The following is a 25580-nucleotide window of genomic DNA, read 5'->3' as shown; positions in this document are numbered from 1 at the left end:
ATAACCAAACATTTATAAAAACAGGTTAATATGGTGTGCTGTTTCTTCGGAAAACCAACCAAAAACCTTCATCTCACAATTCATTTCATCATATTCAGTTACCTTTGTATTATAGGAATATAGTGTTGTTTCTACCATATCGCTTACTATTATTGTTTTATCGTTTGTTCCTGGAATACTACTTATTTTCATCTTCTAACTAATTTTGAGTAGATTATATTCTTATCATTTAAGACTTCTTTTTTTGTTGCCAGTATAAAATGTTGCTTTAAACTCTTTTTATCCTTTCTTCTTCCTGTAAAGTTTTTAATAGTTTTGTTTGTGTGGTTTCCATTTATATAATTTTAGTTATTTCCCTTTATTCTCCTTCACCATTTTCTCATATTCTTTAAACAAATATTCTAAACGTTGGGTGTCGTTATCGAAAGGTTGTAGGCGGTAGCAGCGTTCTACGGCGGCATCTAAATCTATATGGGCTTGGCGTAAGCCTGCCGGCATTTTATCGGGGTCGTAGAGTTGTGCCATTGTTTTCTCGGGGTGCTTTTCACGCTCTTCCAACACCGCAAAAACATTTTCTTCTATTTGTGCTTTTTTGACTTTGCTAATCTTAGGGAAAGGGAAAGTGTTGTAGCAAAGAGTATTACTATATTGCATATCCATTTTAAGTCTTCCTGCTACCGCTCTGACCCAGGTCATATGCATTTTAGAAGATAATACACCAAATATCCAAACAGCTGGATTATATATTATTCTGGCTGCATTAGAAATAACATAATCCTTGTTAAGATAACCCAATGGTAGATATTCTCTCCTTTCAGAACCTGTTTGCGGGATTAAAATAGAATCAAAAGGTTCGTACTTATCTTCATCAAACTTATATGGAGTTTTTGCTTTTTTTTGTGTTGCTGCTTTTTTACTTGAAAGCCTAAACTCTTTTACTTTTTGAAAACGCTCTTTTAAAGCCTTAATTTTACTAGCTTCTTCGTAATCTTCATCATTTACTAATATACAATACCTATCCAAGCCTTTCATAAATTCTCTGGCACCTATATATTTCTTTATAAATTTTGAAGCTTCTGGAAAATCTGCAAGTAATTTATTCTTCTCTTCAGTACTTAAAAGTAAACTACCGTTATCGCCTGGAGAACAACCTTTAATCATTTTAGGTAAGGATGAAATAGAATTATTTCTAGATTCGACATAAACATTTTTTGCTTCAACTAAGTATGGATTTATACTTTTAGCCTCTAGTTTTGTTGATCCAGTATAGATAAATTTATCTGTGGGACTATTTTCATTTTGTAACCCTATTATAACCACGGAAACTCCTGCATTACCTTTAGCATTATTTTCCCATTTAAATGAGGTATGCGCAAAACCAATCTCTATTTCTTTTTTAAAAATAGATGGCCATAAAATAGCAACTTGCTCACCTTGTGTAATTGAGTTAGTCGTCACAAAGGCTAATTTATTTTGAGTGTGACAAATAAAATTTGCACCTTTTAAAAACCAACAGCTTATGTAATCTAATTTTTTATAGCTTTTATATGAAGAAAAAACCACTTTCATATCTTCTTTTTGGTCTTTATCTTGGCGAGCATAACCCAAATAAGGCGGATTTCCTAGCAAATAAATTTCATCATCTTTTTGTTTTGGGCAAACTTCTTCCCAGTCTATTCGGGTGGCGTTGGCACAAGTGATATTACCAGAAGCTTTTAAAGGTAAAATGGGGTTAGACTTCCCGAGTTCTAGTTGGTTTTCGAAATATTTATTCATTTGGTGTTCTGCTAACCATAAGGAAAGTTTTGCGATTTCGTGGGCAAAGTCGTCTATTTCTATGCCGTAAAATTGGGTGAGTTGTATTTCAGAATAAATAAAACTCTGTTGGCTCTCGGTTTCTAATATGGCTTGCCAAATTTCTATTTCCAATTTACGGAGTTCTTTATAGGCAATAATTAAAAAGTTACCGCTACCACAAGCAGGATCAAAAATTTTTAGCTTGCTAATGCGTTCTACTAATTTTCTTAGCTTTTTGGCGTTACCTCTAGCGTTTTCTAATTCGTCATAAAATTCATCTAAAAACAAAGGTTTAATGACCTTCATTATGTTAGGCACAGAGGTATAATGCATTCCTAAATTTCCACGCTGGTCTGGGTTAACCACCGCTTGAATCATAGAGCCAAAAATATCGGGGTTAATATGGCTCCAATCTAAATCACCACTTTCTTCTAAAATATTGCGTGCCTCTTTATTAAATTTAGGCACACTTAAATTATCTTTAAATAAGCCTCCATTCACATAAGGAAATTGGTCTAAATGTGCAGGTACATTTTTACGTTCGGTTTCTTTTAGGTTCAACACCTGAAAAAGCTCGTCTAAAAAAAGGTGGACATCGCTGCCGTCGTTTTGGGTATGCTGCATTAGGGTATTGGTAAACATTCCTTCTTCGGGAAAGATACTGGTGTCCTCTGCAAAGAAACAAAACAGCAAACGTGAAAAGAATAGGTTGAGATCGTGCACTCCATTTTCCAGAATGTTTGGATTTTCTTCAATAAGAATATCGTATAGCTTAGCCATACGATAAGAAGCTTTACGGTCGGCTTCATTCTCATTCGTGGCTTGATACACTTCTTGGCCTGCCCAGGGCAAGAAAAAGCTATGGTTTTTGGGCAAATCTACAATAGGAACGTGCAGGTTTTTACCTGTACGCGTATCTTTTGCTGCTATCTCTTTGTAATTGGTAGTAATGACAAACCTAGGATTATGCTTTAGGTTTTCTTCTTGGCTTAAATCTTCTACCAATGCCATTAACTCATCTTCACTCGCTTCTTTAAATAACAGTTTCTTTTTATATAAGATTTCACCTTCATTTTTAGCAAGGTTAAAATCTCCCTTTTGCAAGCGTGTTATCGAAGCTTTAGAAATGCCATAGGCACGTAATAAGTCGTATATAAAAGTTTCAGGATTAAAGTTGTTTACCAATTCCTGTACTTTTTCTTGAATTTCTGTAGAGGTCATTCTTTAGTTATGGTGTATTTGTTTCAAATTTAAGATTTTTTAAATCATTCTATTAGCTAAACCTTTTTTGTTTATTACTCCCATACTTCAACTTTAAGTATAGGAGTAAAATATAAGGCTTCTGAAAGCGTTTCTTTCATAAAGTGATGTAACTCATCAATATTATCTTCTGTAGTAATTAAACAATCGTGAAGTGTGAATAACGGCTTCTTACCTCTGAACTTTTTATTGAATTTTCTTGCTACGATATTCAGCATAAAATAGCTTTCTAGCTGTAGAGTTAGATATGAAAAATATTTATGGTTACTTTTTTTAAAGGTTTTTAACCATTTTAGAATGGTTGGAAAATGATGATTAAAAACAGCTTCTGCTTTTAAATGATATGAGGGTCTTGCATTAAACATAGCCAAAATTTGTTTTTTTACAATTTTTCTTAAATTTTGTTTATCCTCTTCTACTTCAGAATCATCATCTATTTTTTCAAAACAATATTCACCTTTTTTTATAGTTACTTTGAAATGATTAAGTTTCTGCATATCTTCAATAAACAGCTCATAAAATTTACCCGACAATACTTGTTGAGCGAAAAGAGCAATCTCACTATTTATAGGCTCTACCGCCCTTTTACAGAACATATAATGACGATAATAATACTTATTAGAATTAATTACATTATCTAGATGATTACTACCTATTACCATATTGCTTAACAAGTAACTTAATATCGTTGGTACTGAAGCTGACACATCACATTCGGCTAGTTTTTTACCGTCGTATCTTAAAAACTGTCGAAATGGTTTTGATAGCCTTGTTAATTGATGATGCAATCTACCATCTGTCTTGTAAGTATAGCTTATACAAAATTCTTTATTAGCGATATCGCAAATTTGTACTGCATTAAATAAGTGTTTTCTGTAATCAAACTCATTACCAAACAAGGCTTTATTTTTTTCGTTCGCTTCGGTAGTTTGAATAGACAACTTTGCGTTAAAATACTTGCCTAGAAATTTGTAATTTTTCCTGAATGCGTTATTGCTCATCAGGTAATTATCACGTCTCAAATGGTTAAGCAATTTTTTATCGGTTATTTTTTTAGTCTCTACTTCTTGACCGAAAAAATGAGGTGACAATCTATAAGAATAACAACTTCCTTTAGTGTACTCTTTTCTAAAAAGTACATTACCTACATTAGGGAAGTTATTACATAAATACCTTAAATGTTTTCGATAGCTATAAGGATGCTTTTTAGCGATCATAGAACATAATGGCACCCATATTTCTACCTCTTCATTTTCTAATTTATAGGCTATTTTTTTTATGATTTCACTAATTAACCATAAGGCATAGTCTTTACAGAATTTAAAGTCGGGTGGGAATTTTTCTAATCGTTGTTCTAAATTTAAAGTACTGGGTTTAATTATATAATATTCTTTCATTTTTCATTTGAGTTTAGACAATACGTAGCCTAGCGATGATTTTTAATCGCTTTGCGGTATTGATATTAAATAATGGAATTAGCTTGCCTGACTAGGCTAACTTGATTGTGTATATATCAGTGAATTTAGACTGATATCTGTTTATAAACATTAGAATTTAGCTTTTCCTATCCTTTATAATTTGGTTCATTTTACTTCGCGGCTCTTCATAGTTTTCTTGGTAAAGATTCATTACATCTTGCATTGTGTAAAAAATGTTACCGCTAATTTTAGAATAGCCAATAAGGTTAAGGTCTCGCCATCGTTGTGCGGTTCTTGGACTTATTTTAAAGATTTTCATTAAGTCCGCATTATCAATAATGATAAGCTTAGGGTCGTTTTGTATTGCATTTTTAAGTTCTTGTAATACACTTTCTAAGTCTGCTTTAATTTGCTTCCATTCGTTGATGGAAAATTCTTCTAACTTCCCCATACTATTACTCTTGATTAATTTGAACCATAGCTTCTTCTAACTCACTTTTCTTATAGCGAATTAAATTTCCTAAACGGTAGGGGTTGAGAATTCCTTTTTTATTCCAATCGGTAATTGTAACTAAGGAAATTTTAAGCAATTTAGCTGCTTCTTTCCTTGTCAAGAATTCTTCCTGAGGCTTGTTAAAAAGGTTGAGTTTTTCGACTAGGTTTACTAGTTCTTTTTTTACATCTGTTAAGATGCTTTCTTTTAATTCTTCGGGAGAGATCCCGTGGATTTCTGTCATAATTTTCTGCGACATAGTTGTATGATTTTTAAATTCTATCGCAAGAAAATAAATTAGTTATATGCAGAAAATATGGAAGGTATGCGAGATGTGTGGATAAATATGCGGTATGTATGCGCTCTAGAAATAACTAAATAGAAGATAAATACTCATCAACTCTATTCGTGTATTTTTTACCAGAGGACATAGAACGTGTCTCAAACTCTGAGTTATAATTTTTATTTAAAAAAGCTAAATATTCTGGCTTTTCAGTATGTTTCAAAAATAGCTTTTGACCATTATTACTTTGCCATATACCATTGAGTTTTGCTTGGTTATTCCGTGCGTTGATATTATCTAATTTTATCTCCATAAACTCAGCAAGTGAAATAAATTTTTGATAGCATTCATAGGATTTAAAAATTGGAGGATACTCATTGTTTTCTAAATCTTGTTTTTGTGATTGGGATTGAGAAGTTTTTACATTATCACTTTCAGGCTTATTTTGAAGTTTTTCTTTAAGAAATTCTATTTTTTTATTTTGGTGCAAATCAAGAATATGGGTATCATTCTCTAGATATTTATGGTAAGAGATTTTATTTTGCTGGCTATCTAAAAAATATCTGTTAGATTCTGGGTTTTGGAAATAATTAATTTCTGACTTAAAAAAATCTTTCTCTTCAAAGCCTGGATATTTTTTTAAAAATCTTTCTTTTTTAGCATTTAATTCTTTAGCATATAGATCAAAACGTAAATCGAAATAATCTAACGTAAATTCTTCGTAATCATACATTTTTTCTAAAATTCGAGAAACTCTAGTTTTATTATTTTTTAGAATTCGATTTTTCTTTTGTTCTCTATTAATAGCATTTACAGAATCTATAGAAATTTTACCACTGTGACTAGGTATTTTAACTATAGACCCTTTTCTATTATCGTTAGAATTTAAAATTCTGTATGCATACTCAGCATTTTTAGATTTGATAATTGTATTAAGAACACCTAATTTTAATCTATTAATTACTTCCTGATCTCTCATAGAATTATTTTAAACATTAAAAAAACCGCTCTTTAATATATGAGTAGCTCTTTCTTCATCTTTGATTCGAATATACTTATAAAATTCTTTTTCGGTGGTATGTCCTGTAAAATGCATTATATCATAAACTGGCATACCTGCTTTATATTTATTAGTCGCAAAGCTTCGTCTTGCAGTATGTGATTTTACTAAATTGTATTTTTCAATATAATCTACCTCTTGTTTTCCTGCTTTCGTGTATTCGCATTTAATTTTTACCTCTAAAGAATCAAGTTCTAGCATCTGCCCTATTTGCTTAATGTAGTCGTTTAAATCTTTATCGGGTATTCTTTTTGGTGGTTTACCGTTATGGCGGCTATTCATTATGTTTTTAATCTCCTTAGTTATGGGACAGTACACTTTACGACCTCTCTTTTTATTTTTCTTTTGAACAATTACGAAGTATTCTTGCCCGTCAATAATTTGAATATCCTCTTCTTTAAAGCTGTTGAAATCACTTACTCGCTGACCTGTATAGCAGCCAATAAGAAATATATCTCTAGCGTGTGAAAGCTTAGGATATTTTGAAAGGTCTTTATCGTAAAAGGCTTGAATTTCTTCTTCAGTTAAATAAACCTCGGTGGTAATTTCTTTAGTAACCTTAAAATCTGAGGATTTGAATTTTTGATTATTGGTGTAACCTTCACTTACTGCATAGTTCATAAAGGTCTTAATCGTTTTGAAATGTTTGCCTATGGTATTTTTACTAAACTGCTTTTCTTTTTGAAGGTATTCGGTAAACTTTTTATGAAATGAAGAGTCAATTTCATCTAGTTCTAATTTCCTACCTAATTGTTTTTCGAAGCTTAGAATATGAGACTTAGCTTGTTTATAGGAGCGCAAAGTGACCTCTGCAATATTGCCATCTTTATAATCAATAAATTTTTGAATTAATTCTGAAAATGTTAGTTTTTCTTGAGTTTTACCCGGGGCATCTTCATTTCGTAATTTAAGCTCTAAGCGGTTTTTAAGAAACTGTGGAGAAATACTATCACTTTCTTCTTGAAGCTCTTCATAAACTTCTGTAATAGCGTTTTCAAGCTTATTAAGTTTACTGTTGTAATGGTCTTTAAACTTAACTGTGTTCTTGTTTTTTACTCTTTGCTTATTGAAATCCCAATCGTTAAAACCTACTTTAATACCCGAAGAGTATTTTAGTCGTTTATTACCATAAGTGAAAAACAAATAAATAATAAAATTTTCCTTTTTGTTTTCTTCTGCTTTTCGCTTACTTTTGAATGCGAATCTAGCGGTACCCTTTGCTCTATCTACTGCTATCATAATTATTACCTTTACTATAAAGATACAAAAAAGGGTACAATTTAGGGTACAAATAAGTATTTATTTATACATTACTTAGTTAATTATTTCTTATTACAGAAATTAAAAAAACCCTTATAAATAAAGGGTTTAAGTAAGGTATAAGTAAATTTAGTATATTTTAGTTAAGACTTAAACAGTACTGGAGGCACCACCAGAAACCTCGATCTTACGATCGGGGTTTTTTGTTTTATGCCTTGTTATACTTGAAAGACGGGTTATTTTGATAAGTGTTGCAGAAAGTTTAGAATCGAAAAGGGTGCTACATAGGGTGCAATTCTAAAAAACATAAAAGAAATAAAGATTCTTTTTAAAAACATCCTATTCTATTGCAAAATTTTAATAGTGTTTAATAGGTAAGAAAATTTCAAGTATTCCTATTTTCCGTAAAGCAAAAAATTAGCGTTATTCTACTTCAATTTCTGCTATTAAATCTTTAAAAAGTGCAATCATATTTGGTTCGGCTTTGGCCGCCATTGCCATTATATCTTCTACTTTTACCGGTTCTAAATTTTCAGGATCGCACTCGTCTGTTAGAACCGAAACTGCCACCACGGGTAATTGCAAATGATTGGCTACAATAACTTCTGGCACGGTGCTCATTCCTACAGCGTCTGCACCAATTATCTTTAAAAACTTATATTCTGCGCGGGTTTCTAATTGTGGTCCAATTACCGAGACATACACCCCTTTATGCAAAACAATAGATTTTTCTTTGGCTATCTTTCCTATTTTTTCACGCATCTTGGTATCGTACGGGCAACTCATATCTACAAAGCGCTGGCCGTATTGCGAAACACCTTTAAAGGCTAAAGGCGAGCCACCCAATAGATTAATATGATCTTCTATAAGCATTAATTCGCCCTTTTTAAAATTGGTGTTTATCGCACCGGACGCGTTAGAAACCAGTAATTTTTTTATGCCCAAACGTTTCATTATCCTTACGGGGAAGGTAACGTCGCGAAAGTTATAACCTTCATATAAATGAAAGCGACCTTGCATGATAACCACTTTTTTTCCTTGCAACTCGCCATAGATTAAATGACCTTTATGAAACTCTACCGTTGCGGTAGGAAAGTTAGGAATATGGTTATAACTTACGTTGGCAAGTATTTTAACCTCATCTAATAATTTACCCAAGCCGGTTCCTAAAATGATTCCTACTTCGGGGTTTTCAAAACCTTTATTTTGTAAATAACTAACGGTTTGTTCAATATATTTCATACGTTTATAAATTTTTGTAAGACAGAATTTTCGTCTATGTCTTCTATGGTATCAATATCGTTTTTTACTTCTAATACTGCGGTTTCTGCTGTTGGCAAATTGCGCATAGTTTCTTTAAAAACAGAAGAACTGCTCCATTTTTTGTTTCTAAAAACTGTGGGGTGCAATTGCCGCATACCCAATAAATAATATCCGCCATCTTGCGCTGGTCCAATTACGTATTTATACTTTTCTAAATGCTTAAAAGCACGGTTTATTTCTTGCGCAGAAATAGCTAGCATATCGCTACCAATGATTATAATTTGCGAATATTTTTCCGTAAAGCCCTCTTGAAAAGCATTGTGCATACGCTCTCCCAAATTACCCCCATACTGAATTTTTTTCTGAAATTCACTTTCTGAAAAATAATCGTTTTTCTCTACATTCTCAGAATAATATACACACTTATCTGCTTCTACTTTTTGCGCCACATTAGCGGTATGTTTTAACAGATAATGGTAAATCTCTAAAGCCAATTTTTCTCCTACAGCTTTTGCCAAGCGGGTTTTACATTTACCTAATATTGGATTTTTGGTAAAAATAAGCAGTAATCTTTTATTCTTCATAAATCGCAAACATTTCTAACTTAACACTAATTATTTTTACCCTGTTGTTTTCTATGATTTTTGAAAAAACGCAATGTTCTAACACACTATAAAAATAATAACTTTACGGAAACTTAGCATCATTCATTTCCCCCGTAAGGGAAAGATTTTATAAACTTAAAAAAACTTGTTATAAAGTAAGATTACCCCAAACTACCTTGACAACTACTGCCGGCGCCGGCCGTACAGCCGTAACAATGTTGCGAAGTTATTATATTGCGGTTTTGTAAAGTGGTTTCGTTATACTCTTTGATGTGTTGTACTTTACTGGCCACTTTTAAGGCTAACATTTGGTTAAAATCACAGTCATAAAGATAACCGTCCCAACTTACAGAAAGCGTATTGCGACACATAACATCTTGTACCGCCTTAGGATTGTAAGCGTCTACCAAAGCGTACATATAATCTTCGTAATTTTCTGAAGCGATTAAAAATTCTAAAAACCTGCTTATTGGCAAATTGGTAATGGCAAAAAGTTGGTTAAATTCTATTTGAAAATCTTCCCATAAGGCTTTTTTAAAATCTTGCTCCATTGCTTTTTGACCGCTAGGTAAAAATGCTCCTGCCGGGTTGTACACTAGATCTAACAACAAACCGCTATCGGGTTTTCCGTAGCCAACTTTACTTAGCATTTTTAAAGCTTTTATAGAAGCATCAAAAACCCCTTTTCCGCGTTGTTTATCTGTTTTTTCGCGTTTATAAAACGGTAAAGAAGAAACCACGTGAACGTTATATTCTTTAAAAAATTCCGGTAAATCGTGGTATTTTTTATTAGCAACTATAATAGTAAGATTGGAGCGTACTATAAAATCTTGCACGCCAATCTTTGCTGCTTCTTTTACAAACCATCTAAAGTTAGGATTCATCTCTGGCGCGCCACCGGTTAAATCTAGCGTATGTGCGCCGCTTTTTTTAATTGCATCTAGACAATATTGCATAGTTTCCACAGTCATAATTTCTTTTCTGTCTGGACCGGCATCTACGTGACAATGTGAGCAAACTTGGTTGCACATATACCCTAAATTAATTTGTAGTATTTCTAACTTTTTAGGCTGTAGCGGAAAAGTAGTGGTCTTTTTTAATTTTTGTTGAAAAGTAGGCAGCTCTCCTTCTGCAAATATACCGTTGCTTAAAAACTCCAGTTGTTTTGTAGGATTGGACCAATCGTTTTTTCGCGCTTTTAGCGATTTTGTAGCCATAGGGGTTATAAAGATTTAGTAAAGTAGTAGATTTCTTAATTATTAATTTACATAGAAAGTTTATCGTATTTATTCATCATTTGTACACCATGTACCAGAGTCGCACCACTTTCTATTGCAGCACCGGCGTGTACTGCTTCCATCATTTCTTCTTTGGTTATACCGCGCTTTAAACCGTCTTGCGTATAGGCGTCTATACAATAAGGACATTTAACCACGTGCGATACCGCCAAGGCTATTAACGATTTTTCTCGAGCAGAGAGTGCACCTTCTTCAAACACTTTCTCGTAATAAGTAAAGAATTTATCGCCTAAGTCTTCATTCCAGTCTTTTATTTTACTAAATTTTCTTAAATCTGAAGGATTGTAATAATTTTTCGCCATTTTTAGTTTATTTTTAAAACTAATGTAGCCATTAAAAAATGGTTGCTTGTTAAATTCTTTTTAATATCTATGCTAAAAATTATGTAACTTCCACCCAACTAATCTATCTAAATGAGAACTTTTTTTAAAAAGGTAAATACTTGGTTTTTAAAAAATCCTGCTAAAGCGGGATTATCTGCCTTTTTATTTATGTTACTTATTGCCTTGATTATTAGTTTTTTAAAATTTAAAAACACCAAAGCGCTTAGACTTACTAAAGAGGAGCAAATAGCTACAGTTATTAAGCAAAACATAGAACAATCTTTAAATGCCGCCTACTCTGCCGTGCTAACTTTATCTATTAGTATTGAAGAAAATGGCGAAGTAAAAGAGTTTGAAGAAATTTCTAAAAAACTCCTAAAGGCTAATCCAAATCTTAGTGTAACCCAATTGGTGCCAAATGGTGTAATTAAACATATCTATCCGTTACATAAAAACGAAGCTGCGTATAACTACAATCTTTTTGATGAAACATTTGATCGCATAAGTGCAGAAAATGCCATAGAGAAAAATGATGTTTATTTTGTAGGTCCTATAGATTTGGTACAAGGCGGTAAAGGAATTATAGCGCGATTACCAATTTCTAGAAAAGGAAAGTTTTGGGGCTTTACCGCAGTAGTTATACGTTTAGAAAAACTTATTGAAACTGCCGGGATTCCGCATTTTAATGGCGAAAAAATGCATTTGCAGATCGTGAGTCCGCACCTTGTTTCTAAACAGCCAATTTATCTTTTAGATTCCTCTACCAAAATAAATTATGACCACGCCCAAAAATTAGACATTAAACGAACCAATTGGAGTTTATATGTATGGCACAACAACTATAATTTTGCTTGGGCAGAAACTATACCTTATTTTGTAAGTGGTTTTTTATTGGCTTTACTTTGCGGATTTTTGGTTCAGAAATTATTAAAAAAACCGGCTAAATTGCAAAAACGTATTAGCGATCAAGCTAGTAAATTATTAGATTCTGAAATTAAATTTAAATCTATTTTTGAACAAGCAGGTTTAGGAATTGCTTTAGTAAATTCAAGTACCGGGCAAATAAAACTAGCCAATAAGCGCCTGGCAGAAATGCTGGGTAAAAACAAAACAGAATTACAAGATCTCGTACTTCAAGATTTATGCATAGACATAGCGCATAAAAAATTAATTCATAAAAGTAAAAACAAATTTATTTGTGACTTAAAAACCAATTGTGAGAAAAAGCGCATTACAGCGAAAATAACCAACTCACCATTAAACACTTTACAACACAAAAAAACACACATTGCCATAATTGAAGACATAACCGAAAAACGCAAAGCAGAACAACGCCTAATAGATTTACAGAAATTAATGGGAATGGCCATTAGGATTTCTAAACTAGGTTTTTGGGAATATAACCTGGCTAGCGATTCTTCTATCTGGTCAGACAGATTATTTGAAATTTTCGGGATAGATTCTTCCACAGTTTTAAATCGTGAATTCATTAACGAGTTTATACATCCTAACGATCTTGCGCTATACAAGAAAGAACTAGATAAAATAATAAAATCCTCGGGCACCTCCACCTTTGAGTTCCGAATTATTAATTCTGCCAAAGAAATAAAGCACCTTTTAACCCGTGTAGAATGCCGTACAAATCAAATTGGCGAGGTCACAAGATTACGAGGCATAACTATGGACATCACCCAAGAGAAAAAAGTAGAACGCGAGTTACAAAACAGCTATCAAACAGTTTTAGCACAAAACAAACGCCTGCTTAACTTCTCCTATATCGTTTCTCACAATTTACGTTCGCACACCAGTAATATACAAGGTATATTATCGCTTTTGCAAGAAGACTTACAAAAACCAGAACGTATAGAAATGTATGGTTTATTGCGCGAGGTCACTAATTCTTTAGACGAAACCTTAAACGACCTCAACGAGGTTATAAACATTCAAAATAATAAAAATGTATTTATTCAAACCTTAGCTATAAAAGAGTATATTTCTAAAGCAAAAAAAATCTTGCATAAAGAGATAACTTCTAGTAAAGCAAAAATTATAGAAAACTTACCAGAAGATTTGAAAATAGATTTTAATCCAGCTTATTTAGAAAGTATTTTTTTAAATTTAATTTCTAATGCGATAAAATATCGCCATCCAAAACGTTACCCAGTAATACACATCACATTTGAAGAAGACGCTAGCTATAAAATTATTTACATTAAAGACAATGGCATTGGTATAGATTTACAGAGATACCGTAAAGATATTTTTGGCATGTATAAAAAATTTACAGATCACAAAGACGCGCGCGGCCTGGGCTTGTTTGTAAGCAAAAACCAAATAGAAGCAATGGGCGGCTCAATAAAAGTAGAAAGTAGCTTAGGCGAAGGCAGCACATTTACACTTTATTTTAGTAAAGAGATATGAGAGTTTGCATTATAGACGACGATAAAATTTACCAATTACTTATAAAAAAAATGTTTAAAATGCTTAATGGGCACGTTAAACTAAAAAGCCTGTTAGACGGCCAAGAAGCGCTTCAGCATTTTACAGAAGATAAACCTACCTACGATATTGTTTTGGTAGACCTTAATATGCCTAGAATAAATGGTTGGGAACTTTTAAAAGAAATGCAGGATAAAAACATCTTACCCAATGCACACGTCTATATTGCCACCTCTTCTATAGATTACCAAGACCAAAAAAAAGCCAAAGATTATGAGATCGTAAAAGGCATACTTACCAAACCAATTACCAAAGAAAAATTAGAACAATTAATATTTTGATCAATTTTTACTACAGCTAGGCAAAAGCTTATACTATAACAATACCTCCAAAATATAGGTAGTATTTGCTTTACGGATTTTTTTTTGCGCTGTTAAAGCTAAATATTTAAACTTTAATTATTTACTTCTAAAAATGCTTGTTTATACAAAACTCTCGTCTTTCAAATAATTACTTTGGTCATTATAGAACTTTTATTAAGGAAAATTTAAGAATTACAACCAGTATTTGGTTCATTTTCAACGTTTAAAAACACTTTTCGAAGTTAAAAAAAATATTTTTTTGTATAATCATAAAAATATTCTTTCTCTCGTATCGCTTCTATAATGCCGTTTTTGCGGAGCTCTTGATTTCGGTAAGGCAAATTCATTAGCATAATTTTTAACAAAATTTTACATTTTAACGTTTAAAAGTGTTTTTTTATCGATAAAGTGTTACATTTGTCCCAACAAAACAACTTAAAAAGGACAGAGATTGATGTCGAGATTTTTTACGAAGCAAATGAGTTTTAAGTGTTTTCTCATTTTTTTATTTATTGGTGTTTCTGGCTTTGCGCAACAAGTAAGCGTAAGCCAGACCGCCAATCAATCAGAAGAATTAGTTTACAGCTTATTGAATAATGCCTGCGCCGAGATTTCTAATTCGGCCATATCTACCGGAAATTCGGTAGCGCATTTTACCAACAACAACGGCGCTTTTCCGTTAGAAAATGGTGTGTTGATTAGAACAGGAGACGCTTTACACAGTGCCGGAAATTATACCGGAAACCATTTAAGCGATCATTTAAATACCAACACAGACCCTTATTTAGAAAGTATTAATGCACAAGCAGACCAACCCACAGACCTACTTGATATTGCATTTTTAGAATTTGAGTTTACACCGCTTTCCGGCAATTTAAATTTCGATTTTATTTTTGCTTCCAACGAGTACGGCGAGTGGCAATGTGTCTCTAGCGATGTTTTTGCCTTTCTTCTAACAGATTTAACCACCGGCGAAACTACCAACCTTGCCGTGCTACCGGGAACCAACACCCCAATTTCCGTAAAGGAAATAAAAGACCAAACCTATAATTCTACTTGTGGTTCTGATAATGCAGAATTGTTTGACAGCTACCAACCTTTCGAAGATAATTCGGTATTAAATATGCGTGGTTATACAAAGGTTATGACGGCTGCAGCCACAGTAGAATCTGGGAAGCCTTATAAAATACGGCTGGTAATTGCAGATGCAACAGATGCTAATTTTGATTCGGCTATCTTTTTATCCGGTGGCAGTTTTGATACCGGTTTAGATTTAGGACCAGATGCCAGTATTTGCGATGGCGGTTCTATATTGATAGAAACCGGTTTAAATCCCCAAGTTTACGAACATACTTGGTTTTATAACGGTCAAGAAATAAATGGCGAGAATAACAATCAAATTTTTGCAGATAATCCGGGAGAATATTCAGTACAAATTTCTCAAAATTCTACTAATTGCTCTTTTACAGACGAAATTATAATTAGTCCGTTAAACATTGGCGAAGCCCAAAACCTTAGCGTTTGTAACAGTGGCGCAGAGACTTATTACTACAATCTTACCGCCAATAATGCAGAACAATTAGGTTTGGACCCAGAAATGTATCAGCTACATTATTATGCGTCTTTAGAAGATTTACAGGCCGGGACCGTAATTCCGCAGAGCCAATTAGAGAATTATGAAAGTGCAGGAAACCAAGAAGTTTTTATTCAGATAAATAACAGTCAAAACGAAAGCAGTTGTACCACTACACGCAGCTTTCAACTTTTGGTAAGCGAAGGTATAAGTGTGACAGCACCTTCTAATATAGATTTCTGTACCTTTCCGGAAGAACCTACTTCGGTAAACCTTACCCAAGTAATAAGTCAATTGCTGAGTAATGAAAACAGCTATAATTTCAGTTTTTATGAAGCAGAAAACGATGCATTAAACCAGGAAAATGCCATAGAAACACCTCAAAATTACAATCCGCCAGAAAATATAAATAGCCAAACAATTTGGGTACGCGTAGACAATACTTCCAATGCGGCTTGTTTTGCGATAGAAAGTTTCGATATAAATAAAAATCCGTCGCCTTTGGTAGACACCCTTCCGGATGTTATAGAATGTAGTGCGTATATTCTTCCGGAAATAAATAACGGCTCTTACTTTTCAGAATCTAACGGAGAGGGAGATGCTTATTTCCCCGGCGATATTATAGACGAATCGGGCACTTATTATATTTACAGCATTTCAGAAGAAACCGGTTGTAGCAACCAATCTAGTTTTTCGGTTATTTTAATAGAAGATTTTAATATTAAAGAAAACCATTGCGGTGGTTTTAATGTTCCGAGTCCACCGGCTGGCGCATTTTATACCGCTCCGGGCGGACCAAATGGTAACGGAGAAGAGATTTTACCCGGCACTGCTTTTTATGAAAATACCATTTTGCATTATTATGCAGAAATAGACGGCCAAGTTTGTAAAGACGAAGAATTTCCTATAAATATTTTGCCATTACCGGAAGTAGATCAACCGGAAGATGTGGTTACCTGCCAGAGTTATACATTACCAACTTTGGAAAACGGACAGTATTTTTCAGATTCTTTTGCCAGCGGCCAAGCTTTAGCTGCCGGAGACGAAATTACTTCTTCCACAACCGTTTATATTTTCAACGACGACAGCCTTTGCGTAAACGAGCATGCTTTTGATATAATAATTATTCCAGATTATCAAGACGTAACGGCTTGTGGCGACTTTACTTTACCGACTGTAGAAATTGGCGGATTTTATACGCAGCCAAACGGTCAAGGCGAGCTTTTTGAACCGCAAGAAATTTTAACCACTTCGCAAACCGTATATTTTTATGCCGAAACCACCACGCAACCTAATTGCACACTAGACAAATCTTTTACGGTAACTATTACACCCTTGCCTGAAGTAGACGAGCTGGAAAATGTGTTACTCTGCGAAACAGAAACCTATACTTTACCACCCTTAAATAATGGTAATTACTTTACGGAAGAAAACGCTAACGGCACACAATTGCAAGCAGGAGATATAATAGAACAATCGCAAACTATTTACATTTATAATTTTGCAAACGCATGTAGTAATCAATCTTCTTTTGAAGTAGAAATAAGACCCTTGCCACACGTAGAAAACTTTATAGATATGCATGTGTGCGAACCTTACGAATTGCCCCAATTGCAATACGGCAGGTATTTTACCCAGCCGCACGCAGAAGGCACAGAGTTATATGCCGGAGATTTAATTTCCAGCACGCAAACCATTTATATTTACGCCCAATACGAAGACCTCAGCTCGTGTGTAAAAGAAGATTCATTTACCGTTTATTTTGACGGAGTTTTACTACCGGATTTTGAAGATATAGATGCTTGCGTAGAATATACTTTACCAGAATTGGAAAAAGGTAATTACTTTACGGAAAGTGGCGGACAAGGAATACAACTTTTTGCGGGTGATGTAATAACAAGCACCCAAGAAATCTTTGTGTACTCTATTGTAGGAACGCGTTTTGTATGCGAAAACGAGCGTAGTTTTACGGTAAACATTAACGGTTTGCCAGATTTGAGCAGTTTTGAAAGCATAGAAAGCTGCGGCAATTATACTTTACCCGAAGAAAACACGCAAGGTTACCCACTTTATTATTATTGGGACGCTAATGAGCAAGAACCTCTTACCAATTTAAACATTTCGCAGGCTGGTGACTATTCACTTTTTGTAGTAGCGCAAGACGATACCGAAATGGCTTGCAGGGTAAAACAGCAATTTAGCTTACATATTTATGAGCGTCCGCAATTAAACATAAACAATACAACACTTTGTAGAGATGTAAGAACCGGAGAAGTTATTGCACCAGCGGTTTTAGTTTCGGGCGTAGACCCAAATGCTTATGTTATAAATTGGTATTACGATGGTGAGTTGGTACATAGCGGACCGGAATTACAAACCGAGCAGCCCGGTGTTTACACGGTAGAAACCGAAATGCTAAGCGCAGAAAACGCTAACCATTGTAATTATGCGTCAGAAGAAATTAGGGTTTTTGAATCTTCGCAAGCTCTTGTAGATGCAGAAGTAACCCAACCTTTTGAAGATATTGCCGAAATTACGGTAAATGTTACCAAAGGTTACGGTAATTACAAATACCAGTTGAACGACGGTCCTTGGCAATACGAAAATAATTTTTACAACGTACCGGCTGGTGTACATACCGTAAAAGTGCGCGGAATAACCGGTTCTTGTGGCGTAACAACTACTAAAGTAACGGTTATAAAACACCCGAAGTATTTTACGCCAAACCACGACGGTATTAACGACACCTGGAATATTACAGATTTAAAAGAGCATCCAAATGCTAAAATCTATATTTTTGACCGCTACGGAAAATTAATAACCGGTCTTAAACCAAATTCCAGAGGTTGGGACGGCACCTTAAATAGTAAAAACTTACCTTCTAACGATTATTGGTTTAGGGTAGAGTTTATTTACGAAGGCAATAAAGAAACCTATACTTCGCACATAACCCTAAAGCGCTAAACTTAAATTACCTACTTAAAAAGAGAGGCTGTCGCAAAATATTGCAACAGCCTCTCTTAATAAAAAAAAGCCTCATAAGTAGAGACTTAATTTATTTTAGTAATTAAATTTCTACTTTAATCGCGACTTATATCTAAAACTTCAAACGTCATCGTGCCGTTTGGCACTTGAATTTCGGCTTGTTCGCCCACTTTTTTTCCTAAAAGTCCTTTTCCTATAGGAGAATCTACAGATATTTTTCCTGCTTTTAAGTTAGCTTCGCTTTGCGCTACCAATTTATAGGTAACTTCCATTTTGTTAGCGAGATTTTTTATTTTTACCGTACTATGAATTAACACTTTAGAAGTATCTAATTGCGATTCGTCTATTACTCTGGCGTTGGCTACTACTTCTTCTAACTTAGATATTTTTAACTCTAACAAACCTTGGGCTTCTTTCGCCGCATCATACTCGGCATTCTCACTTAAATCTCCCTTATCTCTAGCGTCGGCAATGGCTTGTGAAGCTTTTGGCCGTTCTACGTCTTTTAATTGAGACAACTCGCTTTTTAGTTTTTTCAAACCTTCTGCGGTATAATAAGATACTTTACTCATAACATTGTCGTTTATATATACAAAAAGAATCCCAACAAGTGGGATTCGGCTTTAAACAAAGATAATAAATTTTACCAAGCTTGACAATCATGTTATCTTGCAAACCAAATTTTAATTTTTTATGAAAGTATTTTTTTCTTTTGCAGTTTGTTTACTTTTACTTTACGGATGCAGCAGTGACGATAACCGCATTAGTAATCCTAACCTACTCGATGTAAATGTAAACTTACAGTTAGACTTAAGTTTGCCGCAGTATAATAGCTTAAACTTTGTATCAAGCCCCGTGTATATTGCTAATTACGGCAATGGTGGTATTTATGTTATGAATACCGGCGGCGATGCTTATGTAGCTTACGATGGTGCAGATCCTAACCATCCGCGCGATAATAATTGTCCTGCTATGCAACGAGAAGGCATAAAACTTATTTGCGATTGCGAAGGCAACACCTATAATTTATTTACCGGAACTTTTGAAGAAGGCGAAGATTTACGCTACACGCTTTATGCTTATCGCGTACAAAAAACCGGTCAAGGAACATTAGTAATTACCAATTAAAAAAACAGCCCCGAACAATCGGGGCTATCTTACATTTAAACACTTAAAATTTCAGGGTAACGCCGGCTAAAAAATTTATTGTAGCCTGCGGATAGTAACCTGCGCCGCCAACGGTCTCTAAACCGGAAGGCAAATTTGGGTTTTCTATTTCATAGGTGTAAAAATAACCATTTGATATATATTCTTCATCAAAAATATTATTTATTAAGCCGGTAAAAACTATTTCTTTAAACCAAGGCGCTGTTTTCCAGCGGTATTGCAAATTTAAATCTGTAGTAAAATAGCTTTCCAGTTTAGAGCCTTCGGCTTCTATATTGCTCATATATTGCTCTCCTACATATTTGCTAAGCAAGCTAAGTTCTAAATTTTTTATCGGCAAATAGCTAATAATATTTCCGGCTACAACAGATGGCGAGTAAGAAATTTCTGTATCCCCAAAGTTCTTTTGTTCGCCATTATAGCGAGCGGTAAAATCTTTGTTTTTATTTCGGCTTAAAGCCACATTGGGTTTCACAAAAAGCTTATCGGTTACTTTTATGGTGGCATCCAGCTCTAAACCTAATCTGTAAGAATCGCCACTGTTTTCTCTTACTTGGGCTCCTTCTGCATCAATTTCTCCGGTTAAAACCAATTGGTCTTTATAATCCATATAATACAAATTGGCATTTAGTTGTATGTTTTCGGAATTTAAGCGGTAACCCAACTCATAATCTGTTAACTTTTCTTCTTTTAAGTTTTCGTTGTTACTGAATAGCGCATTTTCATAATCTGCGCGCGAAGGTTCTCTGTGTGCCACCGCCAAAGAAGCGTACAATTGGTTTTGTTTATTCAACTCGTATGTCAACCCAAATTTTGGATTAAAAAAACTAAACGAATCGTCTATAGGAAAAGGAATACCTTCTTCTAATGGTCCGGCAGCATCATACTTGATATTGCGCAATTGCAAATCGCCATAAGCGGCCAAATTATCACTCAAGGCATAGGTTAATTTAGTGTAGATATTAAAATCTGTTTTGGTAGCGCTATTAAAGTAATAAGGCTCGTACGGATCGTTGTTTTGTGCAAATCTGGTATAAATAACATCGCCAAAGTGATCGCCTTCGTACTTATTCCAGCCGCCGCCTAAAATGGCATCTACTTTATCTTTTTTATAGTTTAAGCTAAACGTGGTACCATAAAAATGATTGTCCAACCATTTTCGGTTAACCAAATCTGAAGTGGTTATTTCTTCGCCATTGGCAATAAACGGCTGCATTCCGTAATCGCTTAAAGCGGCATCTTCCTGGTATTGCTCGTAATAACCTTTACCTCTGGTATAATGCAAAGCCACATTAGAAGACCAATAGTTGTTATAACGCTGGTCCCACAATAATTGGTAATGATCTTGTTGGTAATTATCGGTTTGGTTTTCGTAGTATTTTATATTTCCGTCTTCATCGGTATATTCCCCGGCAGGGTTATACGTTCTGTCTTCTTTTAATTGCTTTTTTGTAATACCATCCCAAGCCATATAAGTTTGCTCTGTGCCGCCAAACATTACCGCTTTTATCAAGGTGTTATCTTTTACATAAGCGCCGTGCAAATAATACGATTTAAGCTCTGTTGCAGCGCGATCTACATAACCATCACTTTCTATTAAAGAAGCTCTTCCGGAAAATTCCCAATGCTGGTTAAACAAACCAGTACTAAATTTTGCCGTATGCTTATGCGTGTTGTACGAACCAAAGCTATTAGCAACTTCGGCGTAAGCCTCTTTATTATACTTGTCTGTTAATATGTTTAGACTTGCACCAAAAGCGCCCGCTCCGTTGGTAGAAGTTCCTACACCGCGTTGCAATTGCAAATTTTCTACAGAAGAAGCAATATCACCCAGATTTACCCAAAAAGCACCTTGACTTTCGGCATCGTTATAGGGAACGCCGTTTATAGTAACATTTATTCTGGTACCATCGCTTCCGCGGACACGCATTCCGCTATATCCAATTCCTGCTCCGGCATCTGAAGTAGTTACTACAGAAGGCAAATAATTCATTAAAGTTGGGATATCCTGCCCCAAATTGCGGCCTTCTATTTCTTCTTTGGTCAAATTGCTGTGCGTGATGGGAGAATCTGCGTCTACCCGGATGGAAGATAAAAATACTTCTTCTAGATTTTCTATAACCTTGGCCATATCTACGTTGAGTACGGTATCTTTAGAGATTTCTACCGGCACTTTTTTGGTGTTTCCGTAAGTAAATAACAGGTTGTGTTTACCTTCTGTGAGTTCTAATTGGTACTCGCCTTGCATATTGGTGAGCGTTCCCTTGCCCAAATTTTCTATATGAACACTAACTCCCGTCAAAGTTTCTTGCCCGCTGGTGACCTTCCCCGAAAGGGTAAAAGTGTTTTGCGCAAAACTAAAAATACCACTCAATAAAAAGGTGGCAATAAATAATACATTTTTCATTCGTAATACAATTTTCACGAATAAAAGGGGCGATTATTCATTTTTGGTTTATACATAAAATAAAAAATCCTGATAAAACTCTTCTTTAAGTTTTTACCAGGAGTGCATACGTTAGAAAGCCGCTAGCTAGCTTTCTGTCCCTTGGCAGCATTACCTGCCCAGGTTCTTTGGGTATGATCTCAGCCTCTAAATTTGAGGCACCCCTTTTGAGATTTGCCGCAAATCTATTAAATAATATGTAATTTGCAACATATAATCAGACAATTAAACCTACACGACTTACTTTTGCTCTATGTCTAAAAACACCAAACAATCTATTGCCTTAAAAGTGGTAATTGGCTATATTTTATTAACGGTTTTTGCCGGAGCTTCGGTGTGGTTTATTTACAATAAGACTTTAGCGCTTAACGAGGCAAACCGTCTTAATACTACAAGCCAGCAAAAGCTGCTTTTAATTAGTAAAGCGGTTACCAGTTTGTATACTACAGAGTCTATTGGGCGCAGCATTATACAAAATAATGAAAAAGAAAATTTGCCAAAATTCAATCGGCAATTAGATACTATTGGCAGTCTGGTGGATTCTTTAAAAAACCTTTATACCGAAAGAGAAATTAAAGTAGAATTAGACAGTTTGCAAAAACTTTTAAGCTTAAAAAAACAAAACTTGTTGGATTTGTTGGAAGTAAGAGAAAAAAATGCCAGCAACAATTATTACGACCGGGTTTTAAACCGCTTGCAAGAGGTAAATTATATTTTTGAAAGTCAGGATTACAACAAATTACTTAAAAATTACAATCCGCATGCACGTCGTGCATTGGTAAAATGGCTAGAATATGCAAAAAAAGATAATGCAGAACGCCTTACTCAACAATCTGCCGACTCTCTTGTAAATACATTAAAAACGGTTTTGAGCGAGATGGAAGTAGAAGAAGAGCGTTACCGCGAAGAGGTTTTGGTAAAAATAAACGACCTCATTAAAAACGATCAAGAATTATCGTTACAACTGCGTAAAATTAGGGCAGAAATAGAACGGGATGAGATACAACAGTCTGTCGCCCAATTCAACAAATCGCAAAAAATAATTGAAGAAACCTCTACCATAATTGTTCTTCTGGCCATTGCCTGTGTAATTACTGTTTTTGTATTTGTACTGCTCATTTTAAAAGATACCAACCGCAGCCAACAATACCGAAAAGAGTTAGAAAAAGCAAAAGCTTACGCGGAATTACTTTTAAAGCGCCGCGAGCAATTTATGGCAACCGTTACCCACGATTTACGCACCCCGCTAAACACGCTTAGCGGCTATGCAGATTTACTGAAAAATACCAGCTTGACCGAAAAGCAAGAACATTATTTGCAGCAGTTGCAAAAATCTTCTGTTTATATCTTGCATTTGGTAAACGATTTATTGGAGTTTTCTAAACTGGAATCTGGCAAGGTGCAGATAGAAAAACTACCCTTTAATCCTAAAAACTTACTTAAAGACAGCATAGACGGCGTTATTCCTTCTGAAAACGAAAAAAACGTACACGTAGATTTTACCAGTAGCGATGCCTTAGATAAGAATTATTTTAGCGATCCGTTTAGGATTAAACAAATCTTGATGAACCTGATTGGCAACGCTTATAAGTTTACGGAAAACGGTACCATAACCATAACAGCAAATTTAGATACCAGCGCTGTAAGCGGCGACAAACTAAAAATTAGCATTGCAGATACCGGAATTGGCATTAGCAAAGCAAAACAAAAAATAATTTTTAACGAGTTTTCGCAAGCCGGCACTTCTATAGAGAAAAAATATGGCGGTTCCGGTCTTGGTTTGGCCATTACCAAAAGATTGGTAAACCTTTTGGGCGGTAGTATAGAGTTGGAAAGCAAAGAAGGAGAAGGCAGTATTTTTAGCATTTTTATTCCGGTAGAAAATGCCAAACGTACCTATACAGATAACGAAGAAAACAAAATTAAAATTCCCAATACCCGCAATAAAAAGCTATTGCTAATAGACGATGAAGAAACCCAACTTGCTTTAAACAGTGAAATTTTAAAACAAGCCGGCTTTAGTTTTATAGCCACACAAAACCCAAAAGAAGCTATAAAACTGGTTAAAAAAGAAAAATTCGATTTGATTTTGACCGATATTCAGATGCCGGGATTAAATGGTTTTAAATTGCTTAGGAAGTTAAAAGACAAAAAATACGCTAAAGACATTCCGATAATTGCCCTTTCGGGAAGGATTGAAGTTCCTGCGAAAATTTACATTAAAAAAGGCTTTGCAACCAATTTAATAAAACCTTTTCACGCTAATGAATTGCTTAGAACCATTGCCAAAGTTTTAGATTTACCTACCACTACCGAAAAAATAAACCGAAAAACTTTCAGTAAAAACAATGCACAAAATTACTCCTTAAAAGATTTAAAAATTTTTACTGATAACGATGCCGATGCCTTAAAGTTATTATTACAAACTTTTATAGACAACACACGCGATAACTGTAAGAACCTTAAAGCGGCAGCTAAGAAAAAAGAGTACCAAAAAATTGCTTTTACCGCTCATAAAATGCTACCGATGTTTAGACAGTTAAAAGCAGAAAATGTTATTAAAAACGTAGAACCTTTAGAACGTCAACACGAACTGAATTTGGAAAACCAAGAAATACTTAAATTGGTAGAAGCCGGCGTTACAGAAATAGAAAAGTTATTAGAAGACTTAAAAACCGAAACTAACGCTTTATAATTTTTTGTATTTTAAAAGTATTGCTTTGCCAATATTTAATAAAATAAATACCGGCCGGATGCTGTTCTAGAGAAAACTCAGAGGCATCTTTAAACGAAATTTCTTGTAGCAACTTTCCTTCCATACCAAAAATCTGTAGTTTTTGTATATTGTTTTTCTTGGTAGTCAAAAAAACTTTTCCCGTGGTGGGATTGGGAAAAAATTTTATGGTTTTTATAGCCTGACCGGTTACTTTTAGATTACAATCTTCCGCGTAAGCGACACCAGTACCACTTGCCCAAGAAGAATATGGCGCTTGGTTATTATTGGCGGCCTGGGCATTATCTACTTCTATACAAAGAGCGTTATTGCAAGCCGCGCCTTCTATAAAACAAGTTGTCTTGACTTGGGATAAAATAGTATTGTTCCCGTTTTTTAAATTGATAAATTCTAAAGCGGGGATGTTTTCTAACTCTACAATCTCCAGTAAATTATTGTTGCTAAGATCTAAAGAAGAAAAGGTGTTTTCGGGCAGTTCTCCGGGATTGCCGGCGTACAATTCTTTAAGCTGCGCGTTAGCGTTTAGGTCTAATGCAGACAAATTATTGTCTGTACAATTTAAAATTTCTAAGGCAGAAAAAGCCGCAATTCCGGTTAAATCTTGTATGCCTTTGCCGCTAATCTCCAAAACGCTTAGCGTGCTAATATCTGCAGTTAATACCTGCCCGTTTAACTGCCCGTCAGAATCTATTTGTAAATCGATTAAAGCTTGCTCAAAATACGGATCGGGTATAGCGGTGGTTTGTGCTTGATTGTGCAGAGAAACCAATAAGAAAATGACAAGAAAAAGTAGATTTTGCATAATAAAAGACTT

The 25580-nt window shown here is 34.6% G+C and carries 19 protein-coding genes; 5 read left to right on the top strand and 14 right to left on the bottom strand.

Annotated elements, in window-relative coordinates; translation table 11 throughout:
• Positions 1-12 precede the first annotated feature (12 nt).
• The 11 genes from FKR84_RS08860 to FKR84_RS08810 form a co-directional block, all read right to left on the bottom strand.
• Positions 13-192 (bottom strand): hypothetical protein, encoded by a 180-nt coding sequence (locus tag FKR84_RS08860; RefSeq protein ID WP_141421947.1) that lies wholly within the window; start codon positions 190-192, stop codon positions 13-15.
• 156 nt (positions 193-348) lie between these two features.
• On the bottom strand, positions 349-3018 hold the full coding sequence (locus FKR84_RS08855; RefSeq protein ID WP_141421946.1) for a class I SAM-dependent DNA methyltransferase: 2670 nt from the start codon (positions 3016-3018) through the stop codon (positions 349-351).
• Between the two features lie 74 nt (positions 3019-3092).
• Positions 3093-4454 (bottom strand): hypothetical protein, encoded by a 1362-nt coding sequence (locus tag FKR84_RS08850; protein ID WP_141421945.1) that lies wholly within the window; start codon positions 4452-4454, stop codon positions 3093-3095.
• A 157-nt stretch (positions 4455-4611) separates the two neighbouring features.
• Positions 4612-4926, bottom strand: a complete 315-nt coding sequence (locus FKR84_RS08845) for a MerR family transcriptional regulator (protein ID WP_141421944.1) — start codon at positions 4924-4926, stop codon at positions 4612-4614.
• 4 nt (positions 4927-4930) lie between these two features.
• Positions 4931-5227, bottom strand: a complete 297-nt coding sequence (locus tag FKR84_RS08840; protein ID WP_141421943.1) for a helix-turn-helix domain-containing protein — start codon at positions 5225-5227, stop codon at positions 4931-4933.
• A 115-nt stretch (positions 5228-5342) separates the two neighbouring features.
• Positions 5343-6230, bottom strand: a complete 888-nt coding sequence (locus FKR84_RS08835; protein ID WP_141421942.1) for a hypothetical protein — start codon at positions 6228-6230, stop codon at positions 5343-5345.
• A 9-nt stretch (positions 6231-6239) separates the two neighbouring features.
• Complete coding sequence (locus FKR84_RS08830) at positions 6240-7550, bottom strand: tyrosine-type recombinase/integrase (RefSeq protein ID WP_141421941.1); 1311 nt, start codon at positions 7548-7550, stop codon at positions 6240-6242.
• Positions 7551-7994: 444 nt separating this feature from the next.
• The gene (locus tag FKR84_RS08825) at positions 7995-8813 is read right to left on the bottom strand and encodes a purine-nucleoside phosphorylase (RefSeq protein WP_141421940.1); all 819 of its coding nucleotides are present in this window, start codon (positions 8811-8813) and stop codon (positions 7995-7997) included.
• Positions 8810-9418, bottom strand: a complete 609-nt coding sequence (locus FKR84_RS08820; RefSeq protein WP_141421939.1) for a TIGR04282 family arsenosugar biosynthesis glycosyltransferase — start codon at positions 9416-9418, stop codon at positions 8810-8812. Before FKR84_RS08820 ends, FKR84_RS08825 begins: the two co-directional genes overlap by 4 nt.
• A gap of 182 nt (positions 9419-9600) precedes the next feature.
• Positions 9601-10656: an arsenosugar biosynthesis radical SAM (seleno)protein ArsS gene (gene arsS, locus FKR84_RS08815; protein WP_141421938.1), complete on the bottom strand. Its 1056-nt coding sequence runs from the start codon at positions 10654-10656 to the stop codon at positions 9601-9603.
• A gap of 47 nt (positions 10657-10703) precedes the next feature.
• Positions 10704-11039, bottom strand: coding sequence for an arsenosugar biosynthesis-associated peroxidase-like protein (locus FKR84_RS08810; RefSeq protein ID WP_141421937.1), 336 nt, complete (start codon positions 11037-11039; stop codon positions 10704-10706).
• A gap of 111 nt (positions 11040-11150) precedes the next feature.
• Between FKR84_RS08810 and FKR84_RS08805 the strand changes: the two genes are divergently transcribed.
• The 3 genes from FKR84_RS08805 (at position 11151) to FKR84_RS08795 (ending at position 18398) form a co-directional block, all read left to right on the top strand.
• Positions 11151-13481 carry a sensor histidine kinase gene (locus FKR84_RS08805; RefSeq protein WP_141421936.1) on the top strand — a complete coding sequence of 777 codons (2331 nt, stop codon included), beginning with the start codon at positions 11151-11153 and terminating at the stop codon, positions 13479-13481.
• Complete coding sequence (locus FKR84_RS08800; protein ID WP_141421935.1) at positions 13478-13840, top strand: response regulator; 363 nt, start codon at positions 13478-13480, stop codon at positions 13838-13840. The genes FKR84_RS08805 and FKR84_RS08800 overlap by 4 nt, the downstream gene beginning before the upstream one ends.
• A 499-nt stretch (positions 13841-14339) precedes the next feature.
• Positions 14340-18398, top strand: coding sequence for a T9SS type B sorting domain-containing protein (locus FKR84_RS08795; protein ID WP_233357721.1), 4059 nt, complete (start codon positions 14340-14342; stop codon positions 18396-18398).
• 116 nt (positions 18399-18514) lie between these two features.
• Here FKR84_RS08795 and greA read toward each other — a convergent pair whose 3' ends face one another.
• Positions 18515-18991, bottom strand: coding sequence for a transcription elongation factor GreA (gene greA, locus FKR84_RS08790; protein ID WP_141421933.1), 477 nt, complete (start codon positions 18989-18991; stop codon positions 18515-18517).
• Positions 18992-19112: 121 nt separating this feature from the next.
• Here greA and FKR84_RS08785 point away from each other — a divergent pair, with 121 nt between their 5' ends.
• A complete protein-coding gene (locus FKR84_RS08785) occupies positions 19113-19547 on the top strand; it encodes a hypothetical protein (RefSeq protein ID WP_141421932.1) in 435 nt (144 codons plus the stop codon).
• Positions 19548-19590: 43 nt separating this feature from the next.
• Here the strand turns inward: FKR84_RS08785 and FKR84_RS08780 are convergent, their stop codons facing one another.
• Entirely contained in the window at positions 19591-21993 is a 2403-nt protein-coding gene (locus FKR84_RS08780; RefSeq protein ID WP_141421931.1) for a TonB-dependent receptor, read from the bottom strand.
• A 292-nt stretch (positions 21994-22285) separates the two neighbouring features.
• Here FKR84_RS08780 and FKR84_RS08775 point away from each other — a divergent pair, with 292 nt between their 5' ends.
• Positions 22286-24727, top strand: coding sequence for an ATP-binding response regulator (locus FKR84_RS08775; protein ID WP_141421930.1), 2442 nt, complete (start codon positions 22286-22288; stop codon positions 24725-24727).
• Here the strand turns inward: FKR84_RS08775 and FKR84_RS08770 are convergent.
• Positions 24714-25568, bottom strand: a complete 855-nt coding sequence (locus FKR84_RS08770) for a T9SS type A sorting domain-containing protein (protein WP_141421929.1) — start codon at positions 25566-25568, stop codon at positions 24714-24716. The genes FKR84_RS08775 and FKR84_RS08770 overlap by 14 nt on opposite strands.
• Positions 25569-25580: the final 12 nt, after the last annotated feature.

Source organism: Haloflavibacter putidus, from assembly GCF_006546625.1.
GTDB lineage: Bacteria > Bacteroidota > Bacteroidia > Flavobacteriales > Flavobacteriaceae > Mesonia > Mesonia putida.
This window is presented reverse-complemented; position numbering and strand designations above follow the sequence as displayed.